Origin of the sequence: Actinomadura fulvescens, from assembly GCF_039533225.1 — a bacterium.
GTDB classification, from domain to species: Bacteria; Actinomycetota; Actinomycetes; order Streptosporangiales; family Streptosporangiaceae; genus Spirillospora; species Spirillospora fulvescens.
Window position 1 is genome coordinate 66,279 of record NZ_BAAATD010000018.1, and the last position, 21,792, is coordinate 88,070.

Sequence of the window (21,792 nt, forward strand, 5' to 3'; positions counted from 1 at the left end):
GCCTTTCGTGGTGCCGTCGTGGCCATCGGTGGGGCGCCTCGCCGGACGCCCCACCTCACCGTGACCAATGGAGACCGCCTCACTCCTTGCCGTCGCGGCGGGGCCGCAGCAGCGCCTCGGCCAGCGCCAGCATGGTCTCCTCCAGCGTCGAGAGCCGCTTGAGGACGTCCTCGTGCACGGCCGTCACCTGCTTGGTGACGTCGCCGTGGACGCTGTCGACCTTCCTGCCGACCTCCGTCTGCACGCCCTCGACCCGCTTGCCGACCTCGGCCTGCACGTCCGCGGCGCGGCGTGCCACCTCCTCATGCATGCCTTCCACGCGCTTGGCGAACTCCTCCTGGACGCCGCCGACCCTCTTGGAGACGTCCTCGTGGATGCTGTCGACCTGCTTGGCGACGTCGTCGTGGATCCCGTTGATCCGCTTGCTGACGTCGTCGTGCGCGCGGGTGACCTGGCGGGAGACCTCGTTGTGCACCGACTCCACCTGCTTGGTGACGTCGATGTGCACCGACTCCATGCGCCGGGAGACGATCTCCACCTGCGTGGTGAACTCCTCCAGGGCGCCGTCGACCCTCTTGGTGAGCTCCTCGTGGATGCCCTCGATGCGCTTGCGCACGTCCTCGTGGACGTCCTCGAAACGCCGGGAGAACTCCTCCATCCGCTTGGCGACGTCGCTGTAGGCGGTCTCGGCGATCTGGGACATCGTCGCCTTGACCTCGTCGCGGTCCGGCCGGGCGCGCAACTCCTCCCGCAGCGGGTCCACGGCGTCGACGAGGTGCTTTTCGAGCGCGTCGAAGCGGTCGCTGTTGTCGACCGCCGGCCGCTGGAGCAGCTCGGTCAGCTTGCGGTGCAGCTCGGAGATCTCCAACGTGGCGGGGAGCTGGCCGATCCGGTCGTTGACGCCGTCGATCCGGTCGTCGATGCCCTCGAACCGGCCGTCCAGCCCGTTGAGCTTGCCCGACAGCCCCTCGAGTCGGCCATCGAGCCCGTCCAGCCGTCCCCCGACCCCCTCGACCCGGCCGTTGACGGCCTCCAGACCCTGCTCCACCCGTTCGGCCATCTCGGCGAGCGACTGGTCCACCCGGGTGGTGACCCCGGTGATCGAATGTTCGAGCTTCTCGGCCCGGTGCCCCAGCTCGGCCAGTGACTTGTCAAGCCGGTTGAAACGGACGGAGGCGGCCTCCATGCTGCCCTGGAGCTTGTCCAGGCGCTTGGTCATCTCCTCCATCCGCTGCGCCGCCTGCTGGGTGGCGTCGCTGATGCTCTGCGCGGAGTCCAGCACCGCCTGCAGCCGGGTGAGACCCTCGTCGACGTTCTCGGCCACGACTCCGACGTCGGCCCAGAGCGCCGGCAACTCGGCGACGGGTTTGACCCGCTCGCCCACCGCCTCGATGTGCTCGGCAAGTCCCTCGGCCCACTCCGGCGGCTTGCTGGACAGGTCGTCGACCTGGCCCCGCACGTTGTCGAGCTGACCCGTCAGCCCGTTGAGCTCCCGCTCCCGTACCTCCCGGAGCAGCCACTCCATACCTTCCAGGCGCTGGCGTATCTCATCCAGGACCTGACCCTGTGAGCGCTGTTCATAGACGTGGTCCTGCGCCGCACGGGCGAGCAACTCCCGCATCCGATCCGAGACCGGTTGACCCCCCGTCTGCAGGAAGTTGTGATTGGTTTCCACCGATGCTCCTTCGTGTGCCGACGCGGCGAAATAACGCGCGGCAATGAATCGTGAGGGCCCAACTGTAGTGCTTCTACAGCGTGCTTATGAGAGGGAGCAGAGAACATTGCGAGTTCTGTAGAATGCGCTTGTTTCCCGAGTGGTGCGGAACATGGCCCATCACTACGAGTGTGGCGTTTCGGGTGATCTGCTCAATTCCGGCGGTGTCGTCCCTCGTAGTGCCGTCCTCCGTGCCCGTTGCTGGGCAGTGGCGGCGGCAGCGTGCAGCCGCAGGTCTCCACCAGCCTGACCAGCTCATATTCACCGATCAGCACGGCCCGGCAGACCATGCACTGCTCGATCAGGATGCCGTCGCGCTGGTAGCCCACCATTCCCGCATGGCATTTGGGGCATTGCATCGCCACCTCCTGATCAAGCGGTGCCGTTTCGCGGCCTGGTTCATACAACCTTGCCGGTCTGTCGTAAACCATAGTCCGCGCAATGCCGGAATGTGCTCAGGATTTGCTCTGTCGTGGCGCGTTGCCCGTGGTCGCTTGGCGTTCTCGGGCCGCGCGGAGATCATTGGGATTGATTAAGAGTGCGATGGCCTGCCGGGCGCGTCAACAGCGCGATCGGCGCCGTGCCGACCCGGGTCAGAACGAGCGTCAGCTCTTTCGCCCCCCTGGGCGCCTTACGCGCGAAGCCGAGGTCGCGCCGGAGCCGGTCGACGTCGACCGCCGAGCCGCGCTTCTTGACGGTGAGGACGCCGACCTCGCGGCGCCGCAGCTCGGCCTTCAGCCGCTTGAGCGAGAAGCCCAGGACGTCCTCGACCTCGTAGGCGGCGGCGAACGGGGTCTGGACGAGTTCGTCGGAGGTCACATAGGCGATCCGCGGATCGGCGAGCCCGCCGTTCACCCGCGCCGCCACCTCGGCGACCAGGCTCGCCCGGATGACGGCGCCGTCGGGCTCGTACAGGTAGCGGCCCCACTCCCGTACGGCCGGATCGCCCAGCCCGGGCTCAGGCGTCAGCGTCTCGACGTTCACCTCGGCTCCGCCCTGGCCTCTCTCGGTGATCAGCGTCGCGCGGCGGCGGACGCTTCCGGCCAGCTCGCCGAGCCACAGCGCGGCCTCCTTGACCTCGCCGCCGACCGAGACCCATTCGGCCTCGGCGCCGTCCGGCACCACCTCGTGGGGGATGCCGGGTGCCACCTTCACGCACGCGCCGGCCGCGCGGCCCGCCAGTTCGAGCACCGTGTCCAGCGGCGGCTCGTACGACCTGGGATCGAAGACCCGCCCGCGCGCCGTCCGCCGGCCCGGATCGGCGAACACCGTCCCGTACCCGTCCGGGTCCTCCCGCGTCGCGTCCCCCTCGCGCACGGACGCCAGCCGCCCGAGCCCGAACGCCTCGACGTTCGCCCGCGCCACCGCCGCAGTCAGCGGATCGAGCTCGACGCCCGTGCCCGGCACCCCGGCACGGGCCCGGGCGATGAGGTCGCCGCCGATGCCGCACCCGAGCTCCAGCGTCGAGCCCGCCTGCGTGAGCGTGGCGGATTCGGTGAGCGTGGCGGATTCGGTGAACGCGGCGGACTCGGTGAACGCGGCGAAGCGGCGGGCCCGATACGCGGCCACAGACGCCCGGGTGGCCTGTTCAAGGCCCGCGGGGGTGAAGTACATCCGGGCGGCGTCCGCGCCGAACTTGGCGCGTGCGCGGTCACGCAGGCGCACCTGGGTGAGAGCGGCGGCGACGAGGTCGGCGGGGTGACGTTCACGGAGCCGGGACGCGGTGGTGAGGAGTGCGTCGTCGCTCAGGTCCGAGCCCGCGGCTTCGGCGAGAATCGCCTGGCCGGAGGGCGTGAGCAGGCTCGAGAACGACGCGATGTCCATAGGGTGGACGGTAGCGCCGTGAGGAACACCGGAAGACGGTGCGGGGCTTGACCGTGTTCGTGTTGACGCGTTACCGGGGATTGCATAGTCTCCGGACTGGCACTCTCCAGTCGAGAGTGCCAACACAGCGACAAGGTCGGTCTGGCACCCGCGACGACAGGCCGGTCCAGGGTCGCCTCTTCTGCCATATGTGCGGCCGGCCTCGCCGAGGTCGGCCGAGGACACCACGAAGGGGAGGTCAGATCGTGACGACCGCCACCAAGGTTGCTCTCAAGCCGCTTGAGGACCGCATCGTGGTCCAGCCGCTCGAGGCCGAGACCACCACCGCGTCGGGCCTGGTCATTCCCGACACCGCCAAGGAGAAGCCCCAGGAGGGGACCGTCCTGGCGGTGGGCCCGGGTCGCGTCGACGACAAGGGCGAGCGAGTGCCGCTCGACGTGAGCGTCGGCGACATCGTGCTCTACAGCAAGTACGGGGGCACCGAGGTCAAGTACAACAACGAGGAGTACCTCGTGCTGTCGGCCCGCGACGTCCTCGCGATCGTCGAGAAGTAATCACCGAGACGTGACGCAGCGCCCCGGATGCGCCCGAAGAAGGGGCGGATCCGGGGCGCTCGCGTGACGTGTCTGCCGTACAACGGAGTTTGGAGTCAATCCGTATGGCGAAGATCCTGGAATTCGACGAGGACGCTCGCCGGGCCCTTGAGCGCGGCGTCAACGCTCTCGCGGACGCCGTCAAGGTGACCATCGGCCCGCGCGGCCGCAACGTGGTCATCGACAAGAAGTTCGGCGCGCCGACCATCACCAACGACGGCGTCACCATCGCCCGCGAGGTGGAGCTGGAGGACCCCTACGAGAACCTGGGGGCCCAGCTCGCCAAGGAAGTGGCGACCAAGACCAACGACATCGCCGGTGACGGCACCACCACCGCGACCGTGCTGGCCCAGGCGCTCGTGCGCGAGGGCATCCGCAACGTGGCCGCCGGCGCCTCGCCGCTGAGCCTCAAGCGCGGCATGGACGCGGCGGCGCAGTTCGTCTCCGACCAGCTCCTCAAGGCCGCGCGCGAGATCGAGGAGAAGAGCGACATCGCCGGTGTCGCGACGATCTCCGCGCAGGACGCCAAGATCGGTGAGCTGATCGCCGAGGCGTTCGAGAAGGTCGGCAAGGACGGTGTCATCACCGTCGAGGAGGCCCACACCTTCGGCCTGGAGCTGGAGTTCACCGAGGGCCTGCAGTTCGACAAGGGCTACCTGTCGCCGCACATGGTGACCGACGCCGAGCGCATGGAGGCCGTCCTGGAGGACGCCTACGTGCTGATCGTGGACGGCAAGATCTCCAACGTCCAGGAGTTCCTGCCGCTGGCCGAGAAGGTCGCCCAGACCAAGAAGCCGCTGCTGGTCGTGGCCGAGGACGTCGAGGGCGAGGCCCTGGCGCTGCTCGTCGCCAACAAGATCCGCGGCACCTTCACGTCGGTCGCCGTCAAGGCGCCCGGCTTCGGTGACCGCCGCAAGGCGATGCTCGGCGACATCGCCACCCTGACCGGCGGCCAGGTCGTCAGCGAGGCCATCGGCCTCAAGCTCGACGGCATCGGCCTGGAGGACCTCGGCCGGGCCCGCCGGATCACCGTCACCAAGGACGCGACCACGATCGTCGACGGTGCCGGTGCGCAGGACGAGGTCGCCGGGCGGATCAGCCAGATCAAGGTCGAGATCGAGAACAGCGACTCCGACTGGGACCGCGAGAAGCTGCAGGAGCGCCTGGCCAAGCTGGCCGGCGGCGTCTGCGTGCTGCGCGTCGGCGCCGCCACCGAGGTGGAGCTGAAGGAGAAGAAGCACCGCCTGGAGGACGCCATCTCGGCGACCCGCGCGGCCATCGAGGAGGGCATCGTGCCCGGCGGCGGCAGCGCGCTGGTGCACGTGGCCAAGGAGGGCTTCGACGCCCTCGGCCTGTCCGGCGACGAGGCCACCGGTGCGGAGGCCCTGCGCCGCGCTCTGGTCGAGCCGCTGCGCTGGATCTCCGAGAACGCCGGCCAGGAGGGCTACGTCGTCGTCTCCAAGGTGCAGGAGCTGCCCGCCGGCCACGGCTACAACGCCGCGACCGGCGAGTACGGCGACCTGGTCGCCCAGGGCGTCATCGACCCGGTGAAGGTGACCCGTTCGGCCGTCACCAACGCCGCGTCGATCGCGGGCATGCTGCTCACCACCGAGGCGCTGGTCGTGGAGAAGCCGGAGGAGGCCGACGAGGCCGCCGGCGGCGGTCACGGCCACGGCCACGGGCACGGCCACTGATCGCCGCCTGCCGGTGATCGGTTGAACGATCGAAGCGGAGGCCCCCACCCGGCGGGTGGGGGCCTTTGCCGTCTGCGTGGCTTGAGGGTGTCAGTGTGCTTTCCGATTAGCTGAGCTGTTTGTGACGGATTGCTGCGACCTGTGGGGCATTCACGGCACCAGGAGCGACGATTTGACCGCGTTGCGTGATATCGACGGCATTCTCCCCGCACTGTGACCATTCCGTTGTCGTGGACGGGGGAGACAGGCCCGACCCTGCTGGGCATCATGCTCTCGTGACCGAGGGAGCCTTCGCCGGGACCACGACCGCGCGCGCTACCGAGCCCTCGGGGGGTGACGCCCCCCCGACAGCTCCCGACGCCGGACGCGGAGTACGGGTCGTCCGTTCGGCGAAAGCCGACGAAGGCGACCTCAAAGAGCTGACGAGTCTCGCCGTCCAGGGCGACCCTGGAGCGATCGAGGTGCTCATCGGGCAGGTCCGCCCGATGGTGGTCCGCTACTGCCGCGCCCGCCTGGGCCGGGTCTCCGGGCAGTACCACATCGCCGACGACGTGGCGCAGGAGGTGTGCATCGCGGTGCTGTCCGCGCTGCCCCGCTACCGCGACATGGGGCGTCCGTTCGCCTCGTTCGTCTTCGGCATCGCCGCGCACAAGATCGCTGACGCGCTGCGCAGCGCGGTGCGGGCCGCCGTGCCGACCGAGGACCTCCCGGACGGGCCGGACGACCGGCCCGGTCCCGAAGAGACCGTGGTGCGCTACATCGAGGCGCAGCGCGCCCGCGACCTGCTGACGCGCCTGCCCGATCACCAGCGTGAGCTGGTGCTCCTGCGAGTGGTGGCGGGTTTGTCGGCGGAGGAGACCGGTAATGTGCTGGGCATGTCCGCGGGGGCGGTACGCGTCGCGCAGCACCGGGCACTGGCCCGGCTTCGCGCGATGGCACGAGAGGAGTCGATCGCTTGACGGAACGGAGCCACGGCGCCCCGGATCCGGTCGAGCCTTCGATGTCCGGCGCGCCCCCGGTGCCGGGGAGCCCGACGCCCGTGCCACCGCCGGAGACCGACCTGACCGCCGTGCGCCGTACCGACGCGCTCTTCGACGACCTGGCCGCCCGCCGCACTGCCGCTTCTGAGACCGCCGCGCCGTCCGGCTCGTCCGGTGAACGCGTCTCGGGCGACCCGGCCGTACGCCTGCTGCACGCGCTGGTCGCCGACATCGACGCCGATGCCGACACCGACGACCCCGGTGTGACGCCGGGCAAGAACGCGGACGAGGGGGGCGGCGCCGACCCCTCCGCTCCGGGCGCCCGGCGCCGCGGCTCCCGTACGTTCGTCGCCCTCGGGGTCGTGGGCGTGGTCCTGGCCGGCACCGGCGTCGCGGCGGCGGGCGGCGATCTCACGCCGCGCTCCGCGCCCGCTCCGGAGACGCCCAAGGTCACCGAGGAGCCGCGCGTGGACCGGCTGGAGCCGAGGAGCCGTCCCACCGCGCCGAGCGCGACGCCCGGCGCCAAGGGCCCCGCACCGGCCCCCGTCCAGGGTCGGCCGGGCGCGCGGAAACCCGAGCCTGATCAGGTGCGCCGGCAGATCGAGGACCTCAAGGGCAAGCTCGAAGACCTGTTGCCGCCCAAGTCCCGCGGGCAGGGCCCGGGCGACTGGCCGTTCCAGAGTCCCCGGAGGGGCGGCGACGACGATGATGCCCAGCGCAAGCTGGACGACATCCGCAAGCAGGCCCAGAAGAGGCTCGATCGCTACCGCGACCGCTACGGCCGATGACGGCCATCGGCAGCCGGGCCGGCCGGGCGGCTCGGCCGGGGCGTCACTCGCTCTCGCGGCCCTCTTCGCTGTCGATGACGCCGTCCACGTAGCCGCGGGCGTATTCCCAGCTCACGTAGTCGACCGGGTCGGGCGCCAGCGCGGGCTCGTGCACGCGGGGCAGGCCCTGATCGAGCAGGTGCCGCAGGTTGCCGTGGAGCAGGTCCCAGTCGATGTAGTGCAGCTTGCCGCAGTCCCCGCAGTCGACGGTCAGCCCGCGAACGCCCAGCGGTTCGAGGAGGGCGCGGAAGACCTCCAGGTCGGCGAGGTCGGCGAGCACGTCCTCCCGCTCCGCCACGCTGAGCGGAGCGATCTCCTCCCCGGGGTCGCCGAGCGACGCCGCCGGGTCCTCGGGGTCACCGGCGAACGGATCGAGCGGGGCATCGTCGTGCACACCCCCACGCTACTGCGCGATGCCCCACCTAGTGCACCCCCTGTCTCTTCCGAGCGCCGACGACCAGGGGTCCATGGCATTCCGTAATGCCCGGCAAAGGAGTCTTTATGGATCGGTAGGGAATTCAGTGCCTTGTCCTGGGCGTTACCGAGTGTCATCAACGCCACGCGCCTCACCCCGGTAAGCGGCGGGTCCGGGGCCCTGCGACGCCCTACCATGGGAACAGGCCGCCGTGACCTGGCAGTGTTCACGATGCGCACGATCCCGCCACGACTACTGGGAAGGTCCTCATGAACCCCGCAGCCGAGTCCGCGAAGTTCCTCCCGCAGGGCCTGACCTTTGACGATGTGCTGCTGCTGCCGGGCTACTCCGACCTGCAACCGGGAGAGGCCGACACCACGACCCGGCTGACCCGCAACATCTCGCTGCGCATCCCGCTGGTGTCGGCCGCGATGGACACGGTGACCGAGTCCCGGACCGCGGTCGCGATGGCCCGCCAGGGCGGCATCGGCGTGCTCCACCGCAACATGTCGGTCGAGGAGCAGGCCGCCGAGGCCGACCGGGTCAAGCGCTCCGAGGCGGGGATGATCACCAACCCGGTGACCTGCCTGCCCGACGCCACGCTGGCCGACGTCGAGGAGCTCTGCGCCCGCTACCGCATCTCCGGCGTGCCGGTGACCGACGTGCGCGGCGTGCTGGTCGGCATCGTGACCAACCGCGACATGCGCTTCGAGACCGACCACGCGCGGCCGGTACGCGAGGTCATGACCCCGATGCCGCTGGTGACCGCGCCGGTGGACGTGTCCAGGGACGAGGCGTTCGCGCTGCTGGCCACCAACAAGATCGAGAAGCTGCCGCTGGTGGACGCGGAGGGCCGGCTGCGCGGGCTCATCACGGTCAAGGACTTCACCAAGAGCGAGCAGTACCCCCACTCCACCAAGGACGCCGACGGCCGGCTGATCGTCGCCGCCGCCGTGGGCGTCGGCGAGGACGCGGTCCGCCGAGCCCAGGCGCTCATCGAGGCAGGCACTGACGTCATCATCGTCGACACCGCGCACGGCCACTCCAAGGGCGTCGCCGACACCGTCGCCAAGATCAAGGCCAACTCCCGCGTCGACGTGGTCGGCGGCAACGTCGCCACCTACGCGGGCGCCAAGGCGCTGGCCGAGGCCGGTGCGGACGGCGTCAAGGTCGGTGTCGGCCCCGGCTCCATCTGCACCACCCGCGTCGTCGCGGGCGTGGGCGTGCCGCAGATCACCGCGATCTTCGAGGCGGCCCGCGCGGCCAACGAGGCCGGGCTGCCGGTCATCGGCGACGGCGGCCTGCAGTACTCCGGCGACATCGCCAAGGCCATCGTGGCCGGCGCCGAGACCGTGATGCTCGGGAGCCTGCTGGCCGGCATCGAGGAGTCCCCGGGCGAGCTGATCTTCGTGCACGGCAAGCAGTACAAGTCGTACCGCGGCATGGGCTCCCTCGGCGCCATGCGCAACCGCGAGCGCGGTGTCTCCTACTCCAAGGACCGCTACGCCCAGGGCGACGTCAACGCCGAGGAGAAGCTGATCCCCGAGGGCGTCGAGGGCCAGGTGCCCTACCGCGGCCCGCTGGCCAACGTGGCCCACCAGCTCGTCGGCGGCCTGCACCAGTCGATGTGGTACGCCGGGGCGCGCACGATCCCCGAGCTCCGCGAGCACGGCCAGCTCATGCGGATCAGCGCGGCCGGCCTGCGCGAGAGCCACCCCCACGACATCCAGATGACCGTCGAGGCCCCCAACTACCAGGGCCGCTAACCTGAAGACGTCGGCTTTTCCCGCCGTGACCGAGGAACCTCACACCGGTTCCATGGTCACGGCGGAGTCATGAGAGGAAGCACCAGTGGCTGCTGAGGTGGAGATCGGCCGGGGTAAGAGCGGTCGCCGGGCGTACGCCTTCGACGACATCGGCATCGTGCCGTCCCGCCGTACGCGTGACCCCGAGGAGGTCAGCGTCGCCTGGCAGATCGACGCCTACCGGTTCGAGATGCCGCTGGTCGTCGCGCCGATGGACAGCGTCGTCAGCCCGGCCACCGCGATCGCGATCGGCAACCTCGGCGGGCTCGGCGTGCTCGACCTCGAAGGCCTGTGGACGCGCTACGAGGACCCCGAGCCCCTGCTGGCCGAGATCACCTCGCTGGACGACGCCCGCGCCACCCACCGGCTCCAGGAGATCTACAGCGCGCCGATCCAGGAGGAGCTGATCGGCCGCCGGATCGAGCAGATCCGCGACGCCGGGGTCACGGTCGCGGCGCGGCTGTCGCCGCAGCGCACCGCGCAGTTCCACAAGGCCGTCATCGACGCGGGCGTGGACCTGTTCGTGATCCGCGGCACCACGGTCTCGGCCGAGCACGTGTCCGGACGGGCCGAGCCGCTCAACCTCAAGCAGTTCATCTACGACCTCGACGTCCCCGTGATCGTCGGCGGCTGTTCCACGTACACCGCGGCCCTGCACCTCATGCGCACCGGCGCGGCCGGCGTGCTGGTCGGCTTCGGCGGCGGCTCGGGCCACACCACCCGCACGGTGCTGGGCGTGGCGGTGCCGATGGCGACCGCGGTCGCCGACGTGGCCGCGGCCCGCCGCGACTACATGGACGAGTCCGGCGGCCGGTACGTGCACGTCATCGCCGACGGCGGCATGACCAACAGCGGCGACATCGCCAAGGCGTTCGCCTGCGGCTCCGACGCGGTCATGATCGGCTCGCCGTTCGCCCGTTCCATCGAGGCGCCCGGCCGCGGCAACCACTGGGGCAGCGAGGCGCACCACGGCGACGTGCCCCGCGGCACCCGGCTCAACCTGGGCACGATCGGCACGATGGAACAGATCCTGTACGGCCCGTCACACGTGGCCGACGGCTCGATGAACCTTATCGGCGCGCTGCGCCGCGCGATGGCCACCGCGGGCTACACCGAGCTCAAGGAGTTCCAGCGCGTCCAGGTCGTGGTCGCCCCGCAGGCCCGCTGAGCGGTGGCGGCGGCCGGATGATCACCGGGTGACGGACAGGGTCGAATCGGTGGCTCCTGGGTGGTGCCGTCCTTACTGTTGGGTAGGTAAGGCACGTAATGAGCCGACCCGCATGGGGGAATCGCGATGACGGGATCACCGGAGACCGGACTGGGCAGCTCGCGGCTGGGGCCCGCGGAGCGCGCGGCCGCGCTCGACCGCATGGGCCACGAGGAGTTCGACGTCGTGGTCGTGGGGGCGGGTATCGTGGGCGCCGGGGCCGCGCTCGACGCCGCCACCCGCGGCCTCTCGGTCGCGGTCGTGGAGGCCCGCGACTTCGCCTCGGGCACCTCGTCGCGTTCCTCCAAGCTCATCCACGGCGGTCTGCGCTACCTGGAGCAGTACAACTTCGACCTGGTGCGAGAGGCGCTGACCGAGCGCGGGTTGCTGCTCCAGCGGATCGCGCCGCACCTGGTCCGGCCGGTCCCGTTCCTCCTGCCGACGACCAAGCGTGTGTGGGAGCGCGGCTACTTCGGCGCCGGCGTGGCGCTGTACGACGCGCTCGCGTTCTCGATGGGGAGCACCCGCGGAGTGCCGCACCACCGCCACCTGACCCGCAAGGGGGCGCTCAGGCTGGCGCCTTCCCTCCGCCGCGACGCCTTCGTTGGAGCGATCCAACTCTGGGACGCGCAGGTCGACGACGCGCGTTACGTGATGATGGCGCTGCGCACGGCCGCCGAGTACGGCGCGCAGATCGCCTCGCGCACCCAGTGCGTGGGCTTCCTGCGCGAGGGCGAGCGGGTGACCGGGCTCCGCGTGCGCGACCTGGAGTCCCGCACCACCAGCGAGGTGCGCGCCAAGCAGGTCGTCAACGCCACCGGCGTCTGGACCGACGACATCCAGGAGCTCGTCGGCGGGCGCGGGCAGATCCACGTGCGGGCCTCCAAGGGCATCCACCTGGTGGTGCCCAAGGACCGCATCCACTCGTCCACCGGCATCATCCTGCGCACCGAGAAGTCGGTGCTCTTCGTGATCCCGTGGGGCCGGCACTGGCTGATCGGCACGACCGACACCGCCTGGAACCTCGACAAGGCGCACCCGGCGGCGTCGCGCGCCGACATCGAGTACGTCCTCGAACGCGTGAACTCGGTGCTCACCACCCCGCTCACCCACGACGACGTCGAGGGCGTCTACGCGGGCCTGCGTCCGCTCCTGTCGGGTGAGCGCGACGAGACCTCCCAGCTGTCGCGCGAGCACATCGTCGCCCACCCGGTGCCCGGCCTGGTGCTCGTCGCCGGCGGGAAGTTCACCACCTACCGGGTGATGGCCAAGGACGCCATCGACGCCGTCGCGCACGGCCTGGACGGCAAGGTCGCCGAGTCGTGCACCGACCGCATCCCGCTGGTCGGCGGCGACGGCTTCCAGGCCATGTGGAACTCCCGGCACCGGCTCGCCTCGGTCTCCGGCCTGCACGTGGCGCGCATCGAGCACCTGCTGAAGCGCTACGGGACGCTCGTGGACGACCTGCTGACGCTCATCAGGGAGAAGCCGGACCTCGGCAAGCCGCTGGACGGCGCGGACGACTACCTGCGTGCCGAGATCGTCTACGCGGCCGCGTACGAGGGCGCCCGGCACCTCAACGACGTCCTGGCCCGCCGGACCCGCATCTCGATCGAGACCTGGGACCGCGGCATCGGGGTCGCCAAGGAGGCCGCCGACCTGCTGGCCCCGGTGCTCGGCTGGTCCAAGAAGCAGACCGACCGCGAGGTGGAGTACTACCGCAAGCGCATCGAGGCCGAACGCGACTCCCAGAACCAGGACGGCGACCAGGAGGCCGACGCCAGCCGCCGCGGCGCCCCCGACATCGTCCCCACGGCTAGTCCTTGACTTTTTGGCTTTCGCGGCTTCGTTTTTGGCTTTCGCGGCCTCGGCCCGCTCGCCTGGCGGCTCGCGGGCCGAACCGCGCTGTGTTTATTGGCTTTCGCGGCCTCGGGGTCCTCGCCTGGCGGCTCGGACCCCGAACCGCAAAAGCGGCGAGCGCGACATCGCTTCGCGATCTCTCGTGCAGCTTCGCCTTCGGCTCGCTGCACGACCCGGTCGCGCGCTCGCGTGCGTGGCCAGGGTCCTAGGGCGTCCTACTGCGCGACGCCCAGGCGCGCCTCGCCGTGTTGAACCGGGCTGACTCCTTCCTCCGCCTTGCGATGCACGCGCCTGGACGCCGCTCGCTACGGACGCGACTTATGAAACACGGCCTACGCGACCGTGTTGTCGCCGGGTAGGGCGTCGCCCAGGAGGAGGCGCATGCCGGTGGCGTAGAGCTGGGCGGGCACTCGCTCGGGGTCCAGGAGGTGCTGGAACGCCAGGCCGAAGTCGAGCGCCATCGCCAGTGCGGCGCGGTCGTGGGCGGCGACGCCGTCGGCCTGGCCGAGCTTGAGCCCGCGCGCGATGGCTTCCCGGCGTTCGGCGTACCAGTCGGCCAGGCGCCAGCCGGCGGCGAAGTCGCGCATGCCGTACAGCCAGAACTCCACCAGCAGCAGCGCGAGCAGCCGCGCGTCCTCCCCGGCGAGCCGGCGCGCGTAGGCGTGCCCGGCCCGCTCGAAGCGTTTGTCGGTGGAACGGTCCGCGTCGCGGAGCTCGTCGCAGACGTCGGTGCCGATCCGGTCGCGCGTGTAGCTTTCGAGCAGCGCGAGCAGCAGATCGGTCTTGCCCGCGAAGTTGGAGTAGACCGCGCCCTTGGTCAGGCCGGCGGACGAGGCCACGTCGTCGAGTGAGGCGCCGTGGATGCCCCGTTCGGCCCAGAGCCGTTCGGCCGCGCCGAGCAGGGCCGTCCGGGTGATCTCACGGCGCTCGCGCCGTCGCCCTCCCTTGCCGGTATCGGCGAAGCCGTTGTCGCGCGGTGCCGGTCGCCCGGGGTCGCTGCCGCCGCCCCCCTGCCCGCCGGATCCGTTCGCTTCCGGTCCCGGTTCCACGTGGACATTGATCATGTCGTCGATCTCCTCCTCGGACGCGGCACCATCGACCCGGAGACGCGCGGCAGCGGACGTCCCGGAACAACGGCGTGTGGGTTTCTCCGCTTTCCGGAATACACCGAGAGGTCATGGTCAATCCGCCGCTTACGCGAGAAGGGTCGAAATGGAACGTTCCCGAATCGCATAGCGGATAACGATCCGCATTGCGTGGATAGTCCGGTTAGCGCCCGAAGTTAGAAACACCTATCCGGCAGGTCAATGCTTGGCCTTTCCGCATGGCCAATTGCCGTTAAACCGGCAGGGCCATTGCGGGAAGTCAGTGCGCGAGCGGGCTCTCGTCGAACTCCCGCCACAACCGGGCGACATCGGCATAGACCCGGACGGCGCCCGCCTTGATCAGATCGCTCTCGGGGAGGCCCCCGGAGAGCACGCCGACGCACGGCACGCCGGCCCGGCCGCACGCCTCCACGTCCCAGACGGCGTCACCGACGAACACCGCGTCGCCCGGAGCGACCCCGGCCTCGTCGAGGGCCGCGCGGACGAGGTCCGGCGCGGGCTTGCTCTCGGCCACGTCGGCGGAGGAGGTGGCGCAGTCGATCGCGTCCTCGGCGTCCAGGGCGGTGCGCAGCGCACGCATCTCCTCCGCGGAGGCCGAGCTGGCCAGGACGACCGTCCGGCCGGCCCGTGAGCAGGCCCGCAGGAGGTCGGCCGCGTGGTCGAAGGGGCGCAGCCGCGTCCAGTACTGGGCGTACAGGGCCTTGTGCGCGGCCCGCATCGAGTCGTCCTGGTCGCGATCGCGGGAGCCGGGCAGCACCTGGTCGAGCAGCTTGTCCGAGCCCATGCCGATGACCCGGTGGACGGCGGCCATCGGGACCGTGTGGCCGTGTTGCAGGAACGCCTGCCACCAGGTCACCGCATGCAGGTAGTTGGTGTCGACCAACGTCCCGTCCACATCGAAGATCACTGCTCGCGACATGCCGGCCTTCCTACCCACCGTGAGCGGGTGGCAAGCGTCCCGGCCACCGCCGCGCGGTAGAGGGCCGTTCTGCGGGGAAAGGCCTGATCATGAGCGATTTCAAGGCACCGATCTCAGGGACCGGGTACGACCAGGTGGCGATCATCACGGGAGCGGACTCCGGGATCGGCAGGGCCACGGCGGTGGCCCTCGCCGAGAGCGGCTTCGACGTCGGGATCACCTTCCACTCCGACGAGGCGGGCGCCCAGGGCACCGCGGCCGAGGTGTCCGACCGGGGCCGCCGCGCCGCCGTACGGCGGCACGACCTCACCGAACCGGTGGCCGCCGCGGCCGTCGTGGACGAGCTGGCGGACGAGCTCGGGGGAGTGGGCGTCCTGGTCAACAACGCCGGCACCGGGAGCATGCGGCCTGTGCTGGAGATGGAGTACGACGAGTGGCGTTCGGTGGTGGCGGTCGACCTGGACGGGGCGTTCCTGTGCTCCCGGCAGGCGGCCCGGCGGATGGCCGCCGCCGGTCACGGCGGCCGGATCATCAACGTGACGAGCGTCCACGAGGAGTATCCGCGGGTCGGCGCCGGCCCCTACTGCGCGGCCAAGGGAGGCCTGCGCATGCTCGCCCGGGTGCTGGCGCTGGAGCTGTCGCAGTACGGCATCACCGTCAACACGATCGCCCCCGGCGAGATCGCGACGCCGATGACCGGCCAGGCGGACGAGCCGCCGCGGCCGGAGACCAGGCCGGGGTATCCGCTGGCCCGTCCCGGAGACGCGCGTGAGGTGGCGGCCGCGATCGCCTTCCTGGCCGCTCCGGGGGCGTCCTACATCACCGGCGCGTCGTTGTTCGTCGACGGCGCGCTCGGCCTGATGGGTCCGCAGGCGGCGGGCGCGCTGGACTCGCCCGAGTGGCGCAGGGGTTGATGTCTCATTACTTGCGGGTAGCGAGAAATGTCCGGGTGGTCATAGTCTGCTGACATGGCATCTCCGACGGTCTCCGAGCGTACGCTCTCCGCTGCCCTGATCGAGCGGCTGACCTCCCACATCGTGGCTGACGGCGCCGACAAGACCACCATCCCGGCCCCCTTCACCGGCGAGCCTCTCGCGACGCTCCCCGTGTCGAGTTCCAAGGACGTGCTGACGGCCTACGAGCGCGCCCGCGAGGCACAGCGCGCCTGGGCGGCGCTGCCGGTGCGGGAGCGGGTCAAGCCGTTCCTGCGGCTGGCCGACGCGCTGGTGGACCGCCGCGAAGAGATCCTCGACGTCATCCAGCTGGAGACCGGCAAGGCCCGCCGCCACGCCATGGAGGAGTTCCTCGACGTGGCGCTGTGCTCGCTCTACTACGCGAGGCGGGCCGAGAGGCTGCTCAGGCCGCGCCGCCGCCAGGGCATGATGCCCGGCCTCACCCGCGTCCAGGAGATGCGCCACCCCAAGGGCGTCGTCGCGCTGATCGCCCCCTGGAACTACCCGTTCTCGCTCGGCGCCAGCGACATCGCCCCCGCGCTCATGGCCGGCAACGCGGTGATCCACAAGCCCGACACCCAGACCTGCCTGTCGAGCCTGTGGATCCTCGATCTGATGGTCGCGCTCGGCCTGCCCAGGGACCTGTGGCAGATCGTCGTCGGCGAGCCGGCGGAGGTCGGCGACCCGCTGATCGACAACGCCGACTACGTCTCGTTCACCGGCTCGACCCGGGCCGGCCGGGCGATCACCGAGAAGGTCGCGCCGCGGCTGGTGGGCTACTCCATGGAGCTCGGCGGCAAGAACCCGATGATCGTGCTGGCCGACGCCGACGTCGAGCGGACCGCGCGCGGGGCCGTCCGGGCCTGCTTCACCAACGCCGGGCAGCTGTGCATCTCGATCGAGCGGATGTACGTGCACGAGGACGTCTACGACCGCTTCGTGCCGAAGTTCGTCGAGAACGTCCAGAACATGAAGCTCGGCACCGACCTGAGCTTCGACGCGGACATGGGCTCGCTGACCTTCCAGCGGCAGCTCGACGTGGTCAGCAAGCACGTCGACCAGGCGGTCGACGAGGGCGCGACGGTGCTGGCGGGCGGCAAGGCGCGCCCGGACATCGGCCCGTGGTTCTACGAGCCGACGGTCCTGACCGACGTGACCACGGACATGGACCTGTGCGCGAACGAGACGTTCGGCCCGGTGGTGGCGATCTACAAGTTCCGTGACGAGAACGAGGTCGTCGCCACCGCCAACGACACCCAGTACGGCCTCAACGCCTCGGTGTGGACCAAGAATGTGGCACGCGGCCGCGAGCTGGCCGCGAAGATCCAGGCGGGCACGGTCAACATCAACGACGGGTACGGCGCCGCCTTCGCCTCCTATGACGCCCCGATGGGCGGCTTCAAGCAGTCCGGCGTCGGCCGCCGGCACGGCTCCGAGGGCATCCTCAAGTTCACTGAGGTCCAGACGATCGCCAGCCAGCACGTCATGGATCTGGAGCCGCCCGGCAACGTCTCGTTCGACAAGTTCGCCAATGTCATGGCCACCGGCATCAAGGTCATGAAGCGGCTGCGGATCAAGTAGGAGGTCTTCGTGGCCGGCAGGCATGACTTCGACGTTCTCGTCGTCGGATCCGGGTTCGGCGGCAGCGTGTCCGCGCTGCGGCTGACCGAGAAGGGCTACAAGGTCGGCGTCATCGAGGCGGGGCGCCGCTTCGACAGCGGGCCGGACGGTGCCCCGGGGTCGCGCTACCCCGGGCTGCCGAAGACCAACTGGAAGGTCTCGCGGTACGTGTGGGCGCCGGGCCTCGGGCTCACCGGGATGCAGCGCATCCACCTGATCCGCGGCGCCAAGGCCAGCCGGGTCATGGTGCTCGCGGGCGCGGGGGTCGGCGGTGGATCGCTCAACTACGCCAACACCCTGTACGTGCCGCCCGCGCCGTTCTTCAAGGACCGCCAGTGGGCCCACATCACCGACTGGCAGGCCGAGCTCGCCCCGTACTACGACCAGGCGCGGCGCATGCTGGGCGTCGTCCAGAACCCGACCACCACCGCGGCCGATGTGGAGATCAAGAAGGTCGCCGACCGGATGGGCAAGGGCGACACGTTCGTCAAGACCCCGGTGGGCGTGCACTTCGGCGCCGGGCCGGGCGTGGAGAGCGACGACCCGTACTTCGGCGGCGCCGGGCCCCGGCGGCGCGGCTGCATCGAGTGCGGCGAGTGCATGGTCGGCTGCCGGCACGGCGCCAAGAACATGCTCACCGAGAACTACCTCTACCTCGCCGAGAAGGCCGGTGCCCGCGTGATGCCGCTCAGCCGGGTCACCCGGGTGAGCCCGCTGGCGGGCGGGGGCTACGAGGTGGAGATCGTGCGAACCGGCTCGTTCGGCCGGAACCGGAAGGTCCTCACGACCGAGCAGGTGGTGTTCGCGGCCGGTACGTACGGCACGCAGAAACTGCTGCACAAGCTGAAGACGACCGGCCTGCTGCCCGCGATCTCCGACCGGCTGGGCACGCTCACCCGCACCAACTCCGAGGCGATCCTGGGCGCCGGCCGCAAGAACGGCGTGCCCGGACCCGACTACTCCAAGGGCGTGGCGATCACCTCGTCGTTCCATCCGACGCCGGAGACCCACATCGAGCCGGTGCGCTACGGCAAGGGCTCGAACCTGATGGCCGGGCTGCAGACGCTCCTCGTGGACGGAGACCGTCCCGGTGAGCGCCACCGGCCGCGGTGGCTGAAGTTCCTCGGCCACGTGGCGCGCCGGCCCCAGGACCTGCTGCAGCTCCTCGACGTGCGCACCTGGTCCGAACGGACGGTCATCGCGCTGGTCATGCAGACCCGAGACAACTCGATCACCCTCAGGCCCAGGAAGGGCCCGTTCGGGTGGGACGTCCACGCGGCCGAGGGGCACGGCGAGCCCAACCCGACCTGGATTCCCGAAGGCCACGAGGCGTCCCGGATCCTCGCCGAGGAGGTGGGCGGGATGGCGGGCGGCTCCTGGGGCGATCTCTTCGACATCCCGATGACCGCCCACTTCCTCGGCGGCTGCGTCATCGGCGACTCGCCCGAGACCGGCGTGATCGACCCGTACCACCGGATCTACGGCCACCCGGGACTGCACATCGTGGACGGCTCGGCCATCTCGGCCAACCTCGGCGTCAACCCGTCGCTAACGATCACCGCGCAGGCCGAACGCGCGATGTCGTTCTGGCCCAACCGGGGCGAGGACGACCTCCGCCCGGCGCTCGGCACGGGGTACCGGCGGCTCACCGCCGTCCTCCCGAAGAACCCGGCCGTCCCGGCCGACGCGCCGGCCGCCCTGCGCCTGCCGATCGTCGAGATCACGTAATTTCCTGACGGGGGCGCGGCGTACCGTGACCCCCATGGACGTCGCTCACGAGGCCGCGCGGATCGAGAAGGAACTGCGCGCGCAGGCCGATCCGGCGCGGGCGGAGAACGAGAAGCGCTACCTCAAGAGCGACTTCGTTCACCTCGGTGTCCCGATGGGAACGCTCCGCAAGATCGCGGTCTCGGCCGTGCGCGGCGGCTCCCGCAGGGAGGACGTCCTCGCGCTCGCGGAGGCCCTGTGGACGGTGACCGAATCCGGACGTCCCGTTCACGAGACGCGCATGGCGGCGATCGAGGTCCTGGTCCGCCGGGCGGCCGTGCTGGAGCCCGGCGACCTGCACTTCGCCGAACGCCTGATCAGGGAGTCGGCGAGCTGGGTCTATGTCGATCATCTTGCCGAGAAGGTGGTCGGCGGGCTGGTCGTGCGGGTCCCTGACCTGGCGGACGTGCTCGACCGCTGGGTGGGCGACCCGTACCTCTGGATCCGCCGGACCGCGATGCTGGCGCTGCTGGCGGGCGTGCGCGCCGGTGATCCCGATCTCGGCCGGATCTCCGCGTACGGGGACGAGCTGATCGGGGAACGCGAGTTCTTCATCCGCAAGGCCCTCGGCTGGGTGCTGCGCGAGCTGTCCAAGAAGGGCCACGCGGACTGGGTCCGTGACTGGGTGGCGGCACGGACCGGCACGATCTCCGGCGTGACCCTCCGCGAGGCCGTTCGCCATCTGCCCCCGGGCGACGCTCAGCCGCGGTAGGCGGACCAGACCTTGTGCATCCGTACGCCCTGGCCCGCCGTGAAGTTGTTCATGCAGGCGTCGAAGCTGTAGTCCATGAAGTTGTGGACCGGGTCACGGCCGGCGGCCGCGCAGGTGTCCTTGCCGTCCGGGCAGCCGTCGGTGGACTCGCGCGCGGGCGGGGTGTCGGGCACCCGGTCGCCAGGGCTCGCGCAGCCGTCCTGGAACACGTGGTAGAGCCCGAGCCAGTGCCCGGTCTCGTGGACGCCGCTGAAACCGCGGTTGAAGTTATCGATCGATCCGCCCGGCATGCTCCCGATGTGGAGCACGACGCCGTCCAGCTTCGGCTCGTTCTTGTACAGCCAGGGAAAGGTGGACCAGCCGAGCAGCTCGTCGCCGAGGTCGGCGCTGTAGAGGTTGAGCGTGCCCGGCCCGCCCCTGCGCAGCCGGGGCTTGTAGGTGTTCTCGTACGTCTCGGGGTAGCGGTACCAGTCGGCGTTGTCGGACCGGGTGATCCGCCGCAGGGCGAACCTGAAGCCGGTGTCGGCGCCGCCGAGGCCGCCGCCGTACGCGGCGTTCATGGTCGCGATCTGACGCTTGATCAGCGCCGTCGGCAGGTTGCCGCGCGAGCCGTCGTGCAGCACGTGGAAGTAGACGGGAATCCAGCGCCGGATGGACGCCTGCCGCCGTTGCTGGCCGGTACCGGACGCCTTCGCGCCGGACGCGCCGGCGGCTGGTGCCTTCGTGCCGAGGGCGGCGAGAAGCCCGTTCAGTTCGCGTTCCACGTCGACGGCCTCGGCCGGGGTGAGCTCGTTGCGTTCCCGCGCTCCGTGGGCGCCGGGCCGGATCCGGGCGTCCGGCCGGGCGCAGCCGCTGGGCGTGCCGGTCGTGCTCCCCGCGGGCTCCGGCGCGGCGCGCGCGGGTGCGATCGGCGTGGACATAGGGGAGATGGACGCGGCGACCAGTACGGCGGCGGCGACGAGCAGCTTCACGTCGGTCCTCGGGGATCCGGGGCGGGCGGGGAGACGAAGCGAACGCACAATGTGACCAAGAAGTACCAGAGAGTGGCCCGCCGACATGCGCGATCAAGCTGACCGAAAGTCGACCGTTATCGAGCGGGTGCGGTACGTGACGTATCTGGCGACTTGTGAACGTGTGGAAAATTACTTCCGGCAACTCTTCACACATGTGGTCAGATGGCGTAAATAACTGACTTACCGACATTTTCCGTTCGGGGAAGGCCCGCGCACAATGCCGATCCAGCACGTCATCGCATACACCCGGCTCGCAGCCCGGTTCGCCCACGTTACCGCCGAGGCCGGCGGGAGACCCGACGAGGCGGCGGCCGCGGTGGCCGCCAAGCGGGTGGTCCACGCGGCCTGCGCCGCGCAGATGCATGCCCTCGGCGTCGTCGACCTGGCACCCGACGAGCCCGCCTCCACGCTGGAGGGGACGGCCCGCAGGCTCTCCGAGCTCGCCACCGAGTCCGCGTGGGCGTCGCGCGCCATCATCCAGGCCATCGCCCACGAGGAGTGGTGCGTGGCGAGCCATGCGGTCGACGACGCGCAGCGTGCCGCCTGCGCGGCCCTCGAAGCCGCCGAGAAGGCGGAACGCCAGATCGTGGCCCCGGACTCGGCGCTCTGCCGCGAGGCCGCCCAGCTGGCCATGGAGCAGGCCACCGCGCAGGCGGTCACCGACATCGGCCTCCAGCGTGCCGCGCGGGTCGCGGTGCCCTCTTGAGGCGGCCCCGGACGCACGTCACTCCCGACTGACACCTGACCCACCCCGCCTGACCCCTGACGTTCGGGATGGCTTCT

At 70.5% G+C, this 21,792-nt stretch carries 19 protein-coding genes; 12 read left to right on the plus strand and 7 right to left on the minus strand.

All coding sequences use genetic code 11. From position 1 onward, the window contains the following. Window positions 1-79: 79 nt before the first annotated feature. The 3 genes from ABD333_RS42275 to ABD333_RS42285 all read right to left on the minus strand — a co-directional run bounded on the left by ABD333_RS42275 (window position 80) and on the right by ABD333_RS42285 (window position 3,538). Complete coding sequence (locus ABD333_RS42275) at window positions 80-1,675, minus strand: hypothetical protein (RefSeq protein WP_344548286.1); 1,596 nt, start codon at window positions 1,673-1,675, stop codon at window positions 80-82. Between the two features lie 191 nt (window positions 1,676-1,866). After that, a complete protein-coding gene (locus tag ABD333_RS42280) occupies window positions 1,867-2,073 on the minus strand; it encodes a zf-TFIIB domain-containing protein (protein ID WP_344548287.1) in 207 nt (68 codons plus the stop codon). 160 nt (window positions 2,074-2,233) lie between these two features. Further along, window positions 2,234-3,538: a class I SAM-dependent methyltransferase gene (locus ABD333_RS42285; RefSeq protein ID WP_344548288.1), complete on the minus strand. Its 1,305-nt coding sequence runs from the start codon at window positions 3,536-3,538 to the stop codon at window positions 2,234-2,236. A 245-nt stretch (window positions 3,539-3,783) separates the two neighbouring features. Between ABD333_RS42285 and groES the strand changes: the two genes are divergently transcribed. The 4 genes from groES (at window position 3,784) to ABD333_RS42305 (ending at window position 7,593) form a co-directional block, all read left to right on the plus strand. Then, complete coding sequence (groES, locus tag ABD333_RS42290) at window positions 3,784-4,092, plus strand: co-chaperone GroES (RefSeq protein ID WP_425546964.1); 309 nt, start codon at window positions 3,784-3,786, stop codon at window positions 4,090-4,092. A 104-nt stretch (window positions 4,093-4,196) separates the two neighbouring features. Continuing rightward, window positions 4,197-5,825: a chaperonin GroEL gene (groL, locus tag ABD333_RS42295; RefSeq protein ID WP_344548290.1), complete on the plus strand. Its 1,629-nt coding sequence runs from the start codon at window positions 4,197-4,199 to the stop codon at window positions 5,823-5,825. Between the two features lie 275 nt (window positions 5,826-6,100). Continuing rightward, on the plus strand, window positions 6,101-6,784 hold the full coding sequence (locus ABD333_RS42300; RefSeq protein ID WP_344548291.1) for a sigma-70 family RNA polymerase sigma factor: 684 nt from the start codon (window positions 6,101-6,103) through the stop codon (window positions 6,782-6,784). Beyond that, window positions 6,781-7,593: a hypothetical protein gene (locus tag ABD333_RS42305; protein WP_344548292.1), complete on the plus strand. Its 813-nt coding sequence runs from the start codon at window positions 6,781-6,783 to the stop codon at window positions 7,591-7,593. The genes ABD333_RS42300 and ABD333_RS42305 overlap by 4 nt, the downstream gene beginning before the upstream one ends. A 43-nt stretch (window positions 7,594-7,636) precedes the next feature. Here the strand turns inward: ABD333_RS42305 and ABD333_RS42310 are convergent, their stop codons facing one another. After that, window positions 7,637-8,026, minus strand: coding sequence for a DUF5319 domain-containing protein (locus tag ABD333_RS42310; protein ID WP_344548293.1), 390 nt, complete (start codon window positions 8,024-8,026; stop codon window positions 7,637-7,639). 290 nt (window positions 8,027-8,316) lie between these two features. Here ABD333_RS42310 and guaB point away from each other — a divergent pair, with 290 nt between their 5' ends. From guaB to ABD333_RS42325, 3 genes are all read left to right on the plus strand, one after another. Further along, window positions 8,317-9,813, plus strand: a complete 1,497-nt coding sequence (gene guaB, locus ABD333_RS42315; protein WP_344548294.1) for an IMP dehydrogenase — start codon at window positions 8,317-8,319, stop codon at window positions 9,811-9,813. A gap of 97 nt (window positions 9,814-9,910) precedes the next feature. Further along, entirely contained in the window at window positions 9,911-11,020 is a 1,110-nt protein-coding gene (locus ABD333_RS42320; RefSeq protein ID WP_344548393.1) for a GuaB3 family IMP dehydrogenase-related protein, read from the plus strand. Window positions 11,021-11,146: 126 nt separating this feature from the next. Continuing rightward, on the plus strand, window positions 11,147-12,886 hold the full coding sequence (locus tag ABD333_RS42325; protein WP_344548295.1) for a glycerol-3-phosphate dehydrogenase/oxidase: 1,740 nt from the start codon (window positions 11,147-11,149) through the stop codon (window positions 12,884-12,886). Between the two features lie 365 nt (window positions 12,887-13,251). On the opposite strand, the gene ABD333_RS42330 is transcribed toward ABD333_RS42325, so the two are convergent. Continuing rightward, window positions 13,252-13,983: a TetR/AcrR family transcriptional regulator gene (locus ABD333_RS42330; protein ID WP_344548296.1), complete on the minus strand. Its 732-nt coding sequence runs from the start codon at window positions 13,981-13,983 to the stop codon at window positions 13,252-13,254. A gap of 301 nt (window positions 13,984-14,284) precedes the next feature. Then, window positions 14,285-14,944: an HAD family hydrolase gene (locus ABD333_RS42335; protein WP_344548297.1), complete on the minus strand. Its 660-nt coding sequence runs from the start codon at window positions 14,942-14,944 to the stop codon at window positions 14,285-14,287. Between the two features lie 89 nt (window positions 14,945-15,033). On the opposite strand from ABD333_RS42335, the gene ABD333_RS42340 reads away from it, so the two are divergent. Genes ABD333_RS42340 through ABD333_RS42355 form a run of 4 tightly spaced genes read left to right on the plus strand, consistent with a single transcriptional unit; the run spans window position 15,034 to window position 19,996 of the window. Beyond that, window positions 15,034-15,858: an SDR family oxidoreductase gene (locus ABD333_RS42340; RefSeq protein WP_344548298.1), complete on the plus strand. Its 825-nt coding sequence runs from the start codon at window positions 15,034-15,036 to the stop codon at window positions 15,856-15,858. A 54-nt stretch (window positions 15,859-15,912) separates the two neighbouring features. Further along, the gene (locus tag ABD333_RS42345; protein WP_344548299.1) at window positions 15,913-17,478 is read left to right on the plus strand and encodes a succinic semialdehyde dehydrogenase; all 1,566 of its coding nucleotides are present in this window, start codon (window positions 15,913-15,915) and stop codon (window positions 17,476-17,478) included. 9 nt (window positions 17,479-17,487) lie between these two features. Beyond that, window positions 17,488-19,245: a GMC oxidoreductase gene (locus tag ABD333_RS42350; protein WP_344548300.1), complete on the plus strand. Its 1,758-nt coding sequence runs from the start codon at window positions 17,488-17,490 to the stop codon at window positions 19,243-19,245. A gap of 34 nt (window positions 19,246-19,279) precedes the next feature. Continuing rightward, window positions 19,280-19,996, plus strand: coding sequence for a DNA alkylation repair protein (locus ABD333_RS42355; RefSeq protein WP_344548301.1), 717 nt, complete (start codon window positions 19,280-19,282; stop codon window positions 19,994-19,996). Here the strand turns inward: ABD333_RS42355 and ABD333_RS42360 are convergent. Further along, window positions 19,984-20,967: a zinc metalloprotease gene (locus ABD333_RS42360; RefSeq protein ID WP_344548302.1), complete on the minus strand. Its 984-nt coding sequence runs from the start codon at window positions 20,965-20,967 to the stop codon at window positions 19,984-19,986. The two genes, ABD333_RS42355 and ABD333_RS42360, sit on opposite strands and share 13 nt — an antisense overlap. 259 nt (window positions 20,968-21,226) lie before the next feature. Between ABD333_RS42360 and ABD333_RS42365 the strand changes: the two genes are divergently transcribed. After that, on the plus strand, window positions 21,227-21,715 hold the full coding sequence (locus ABD333_RS42365) for a hypothetical protein (protein WP_344548303.1): 489 nt from the start codon (window positions 21,227-21,229) through the stop codon (window positions 21,713-21,715). The last annotated feature ends 77 nt before the right edge of the window (window positions 21,716-21,792 follow it).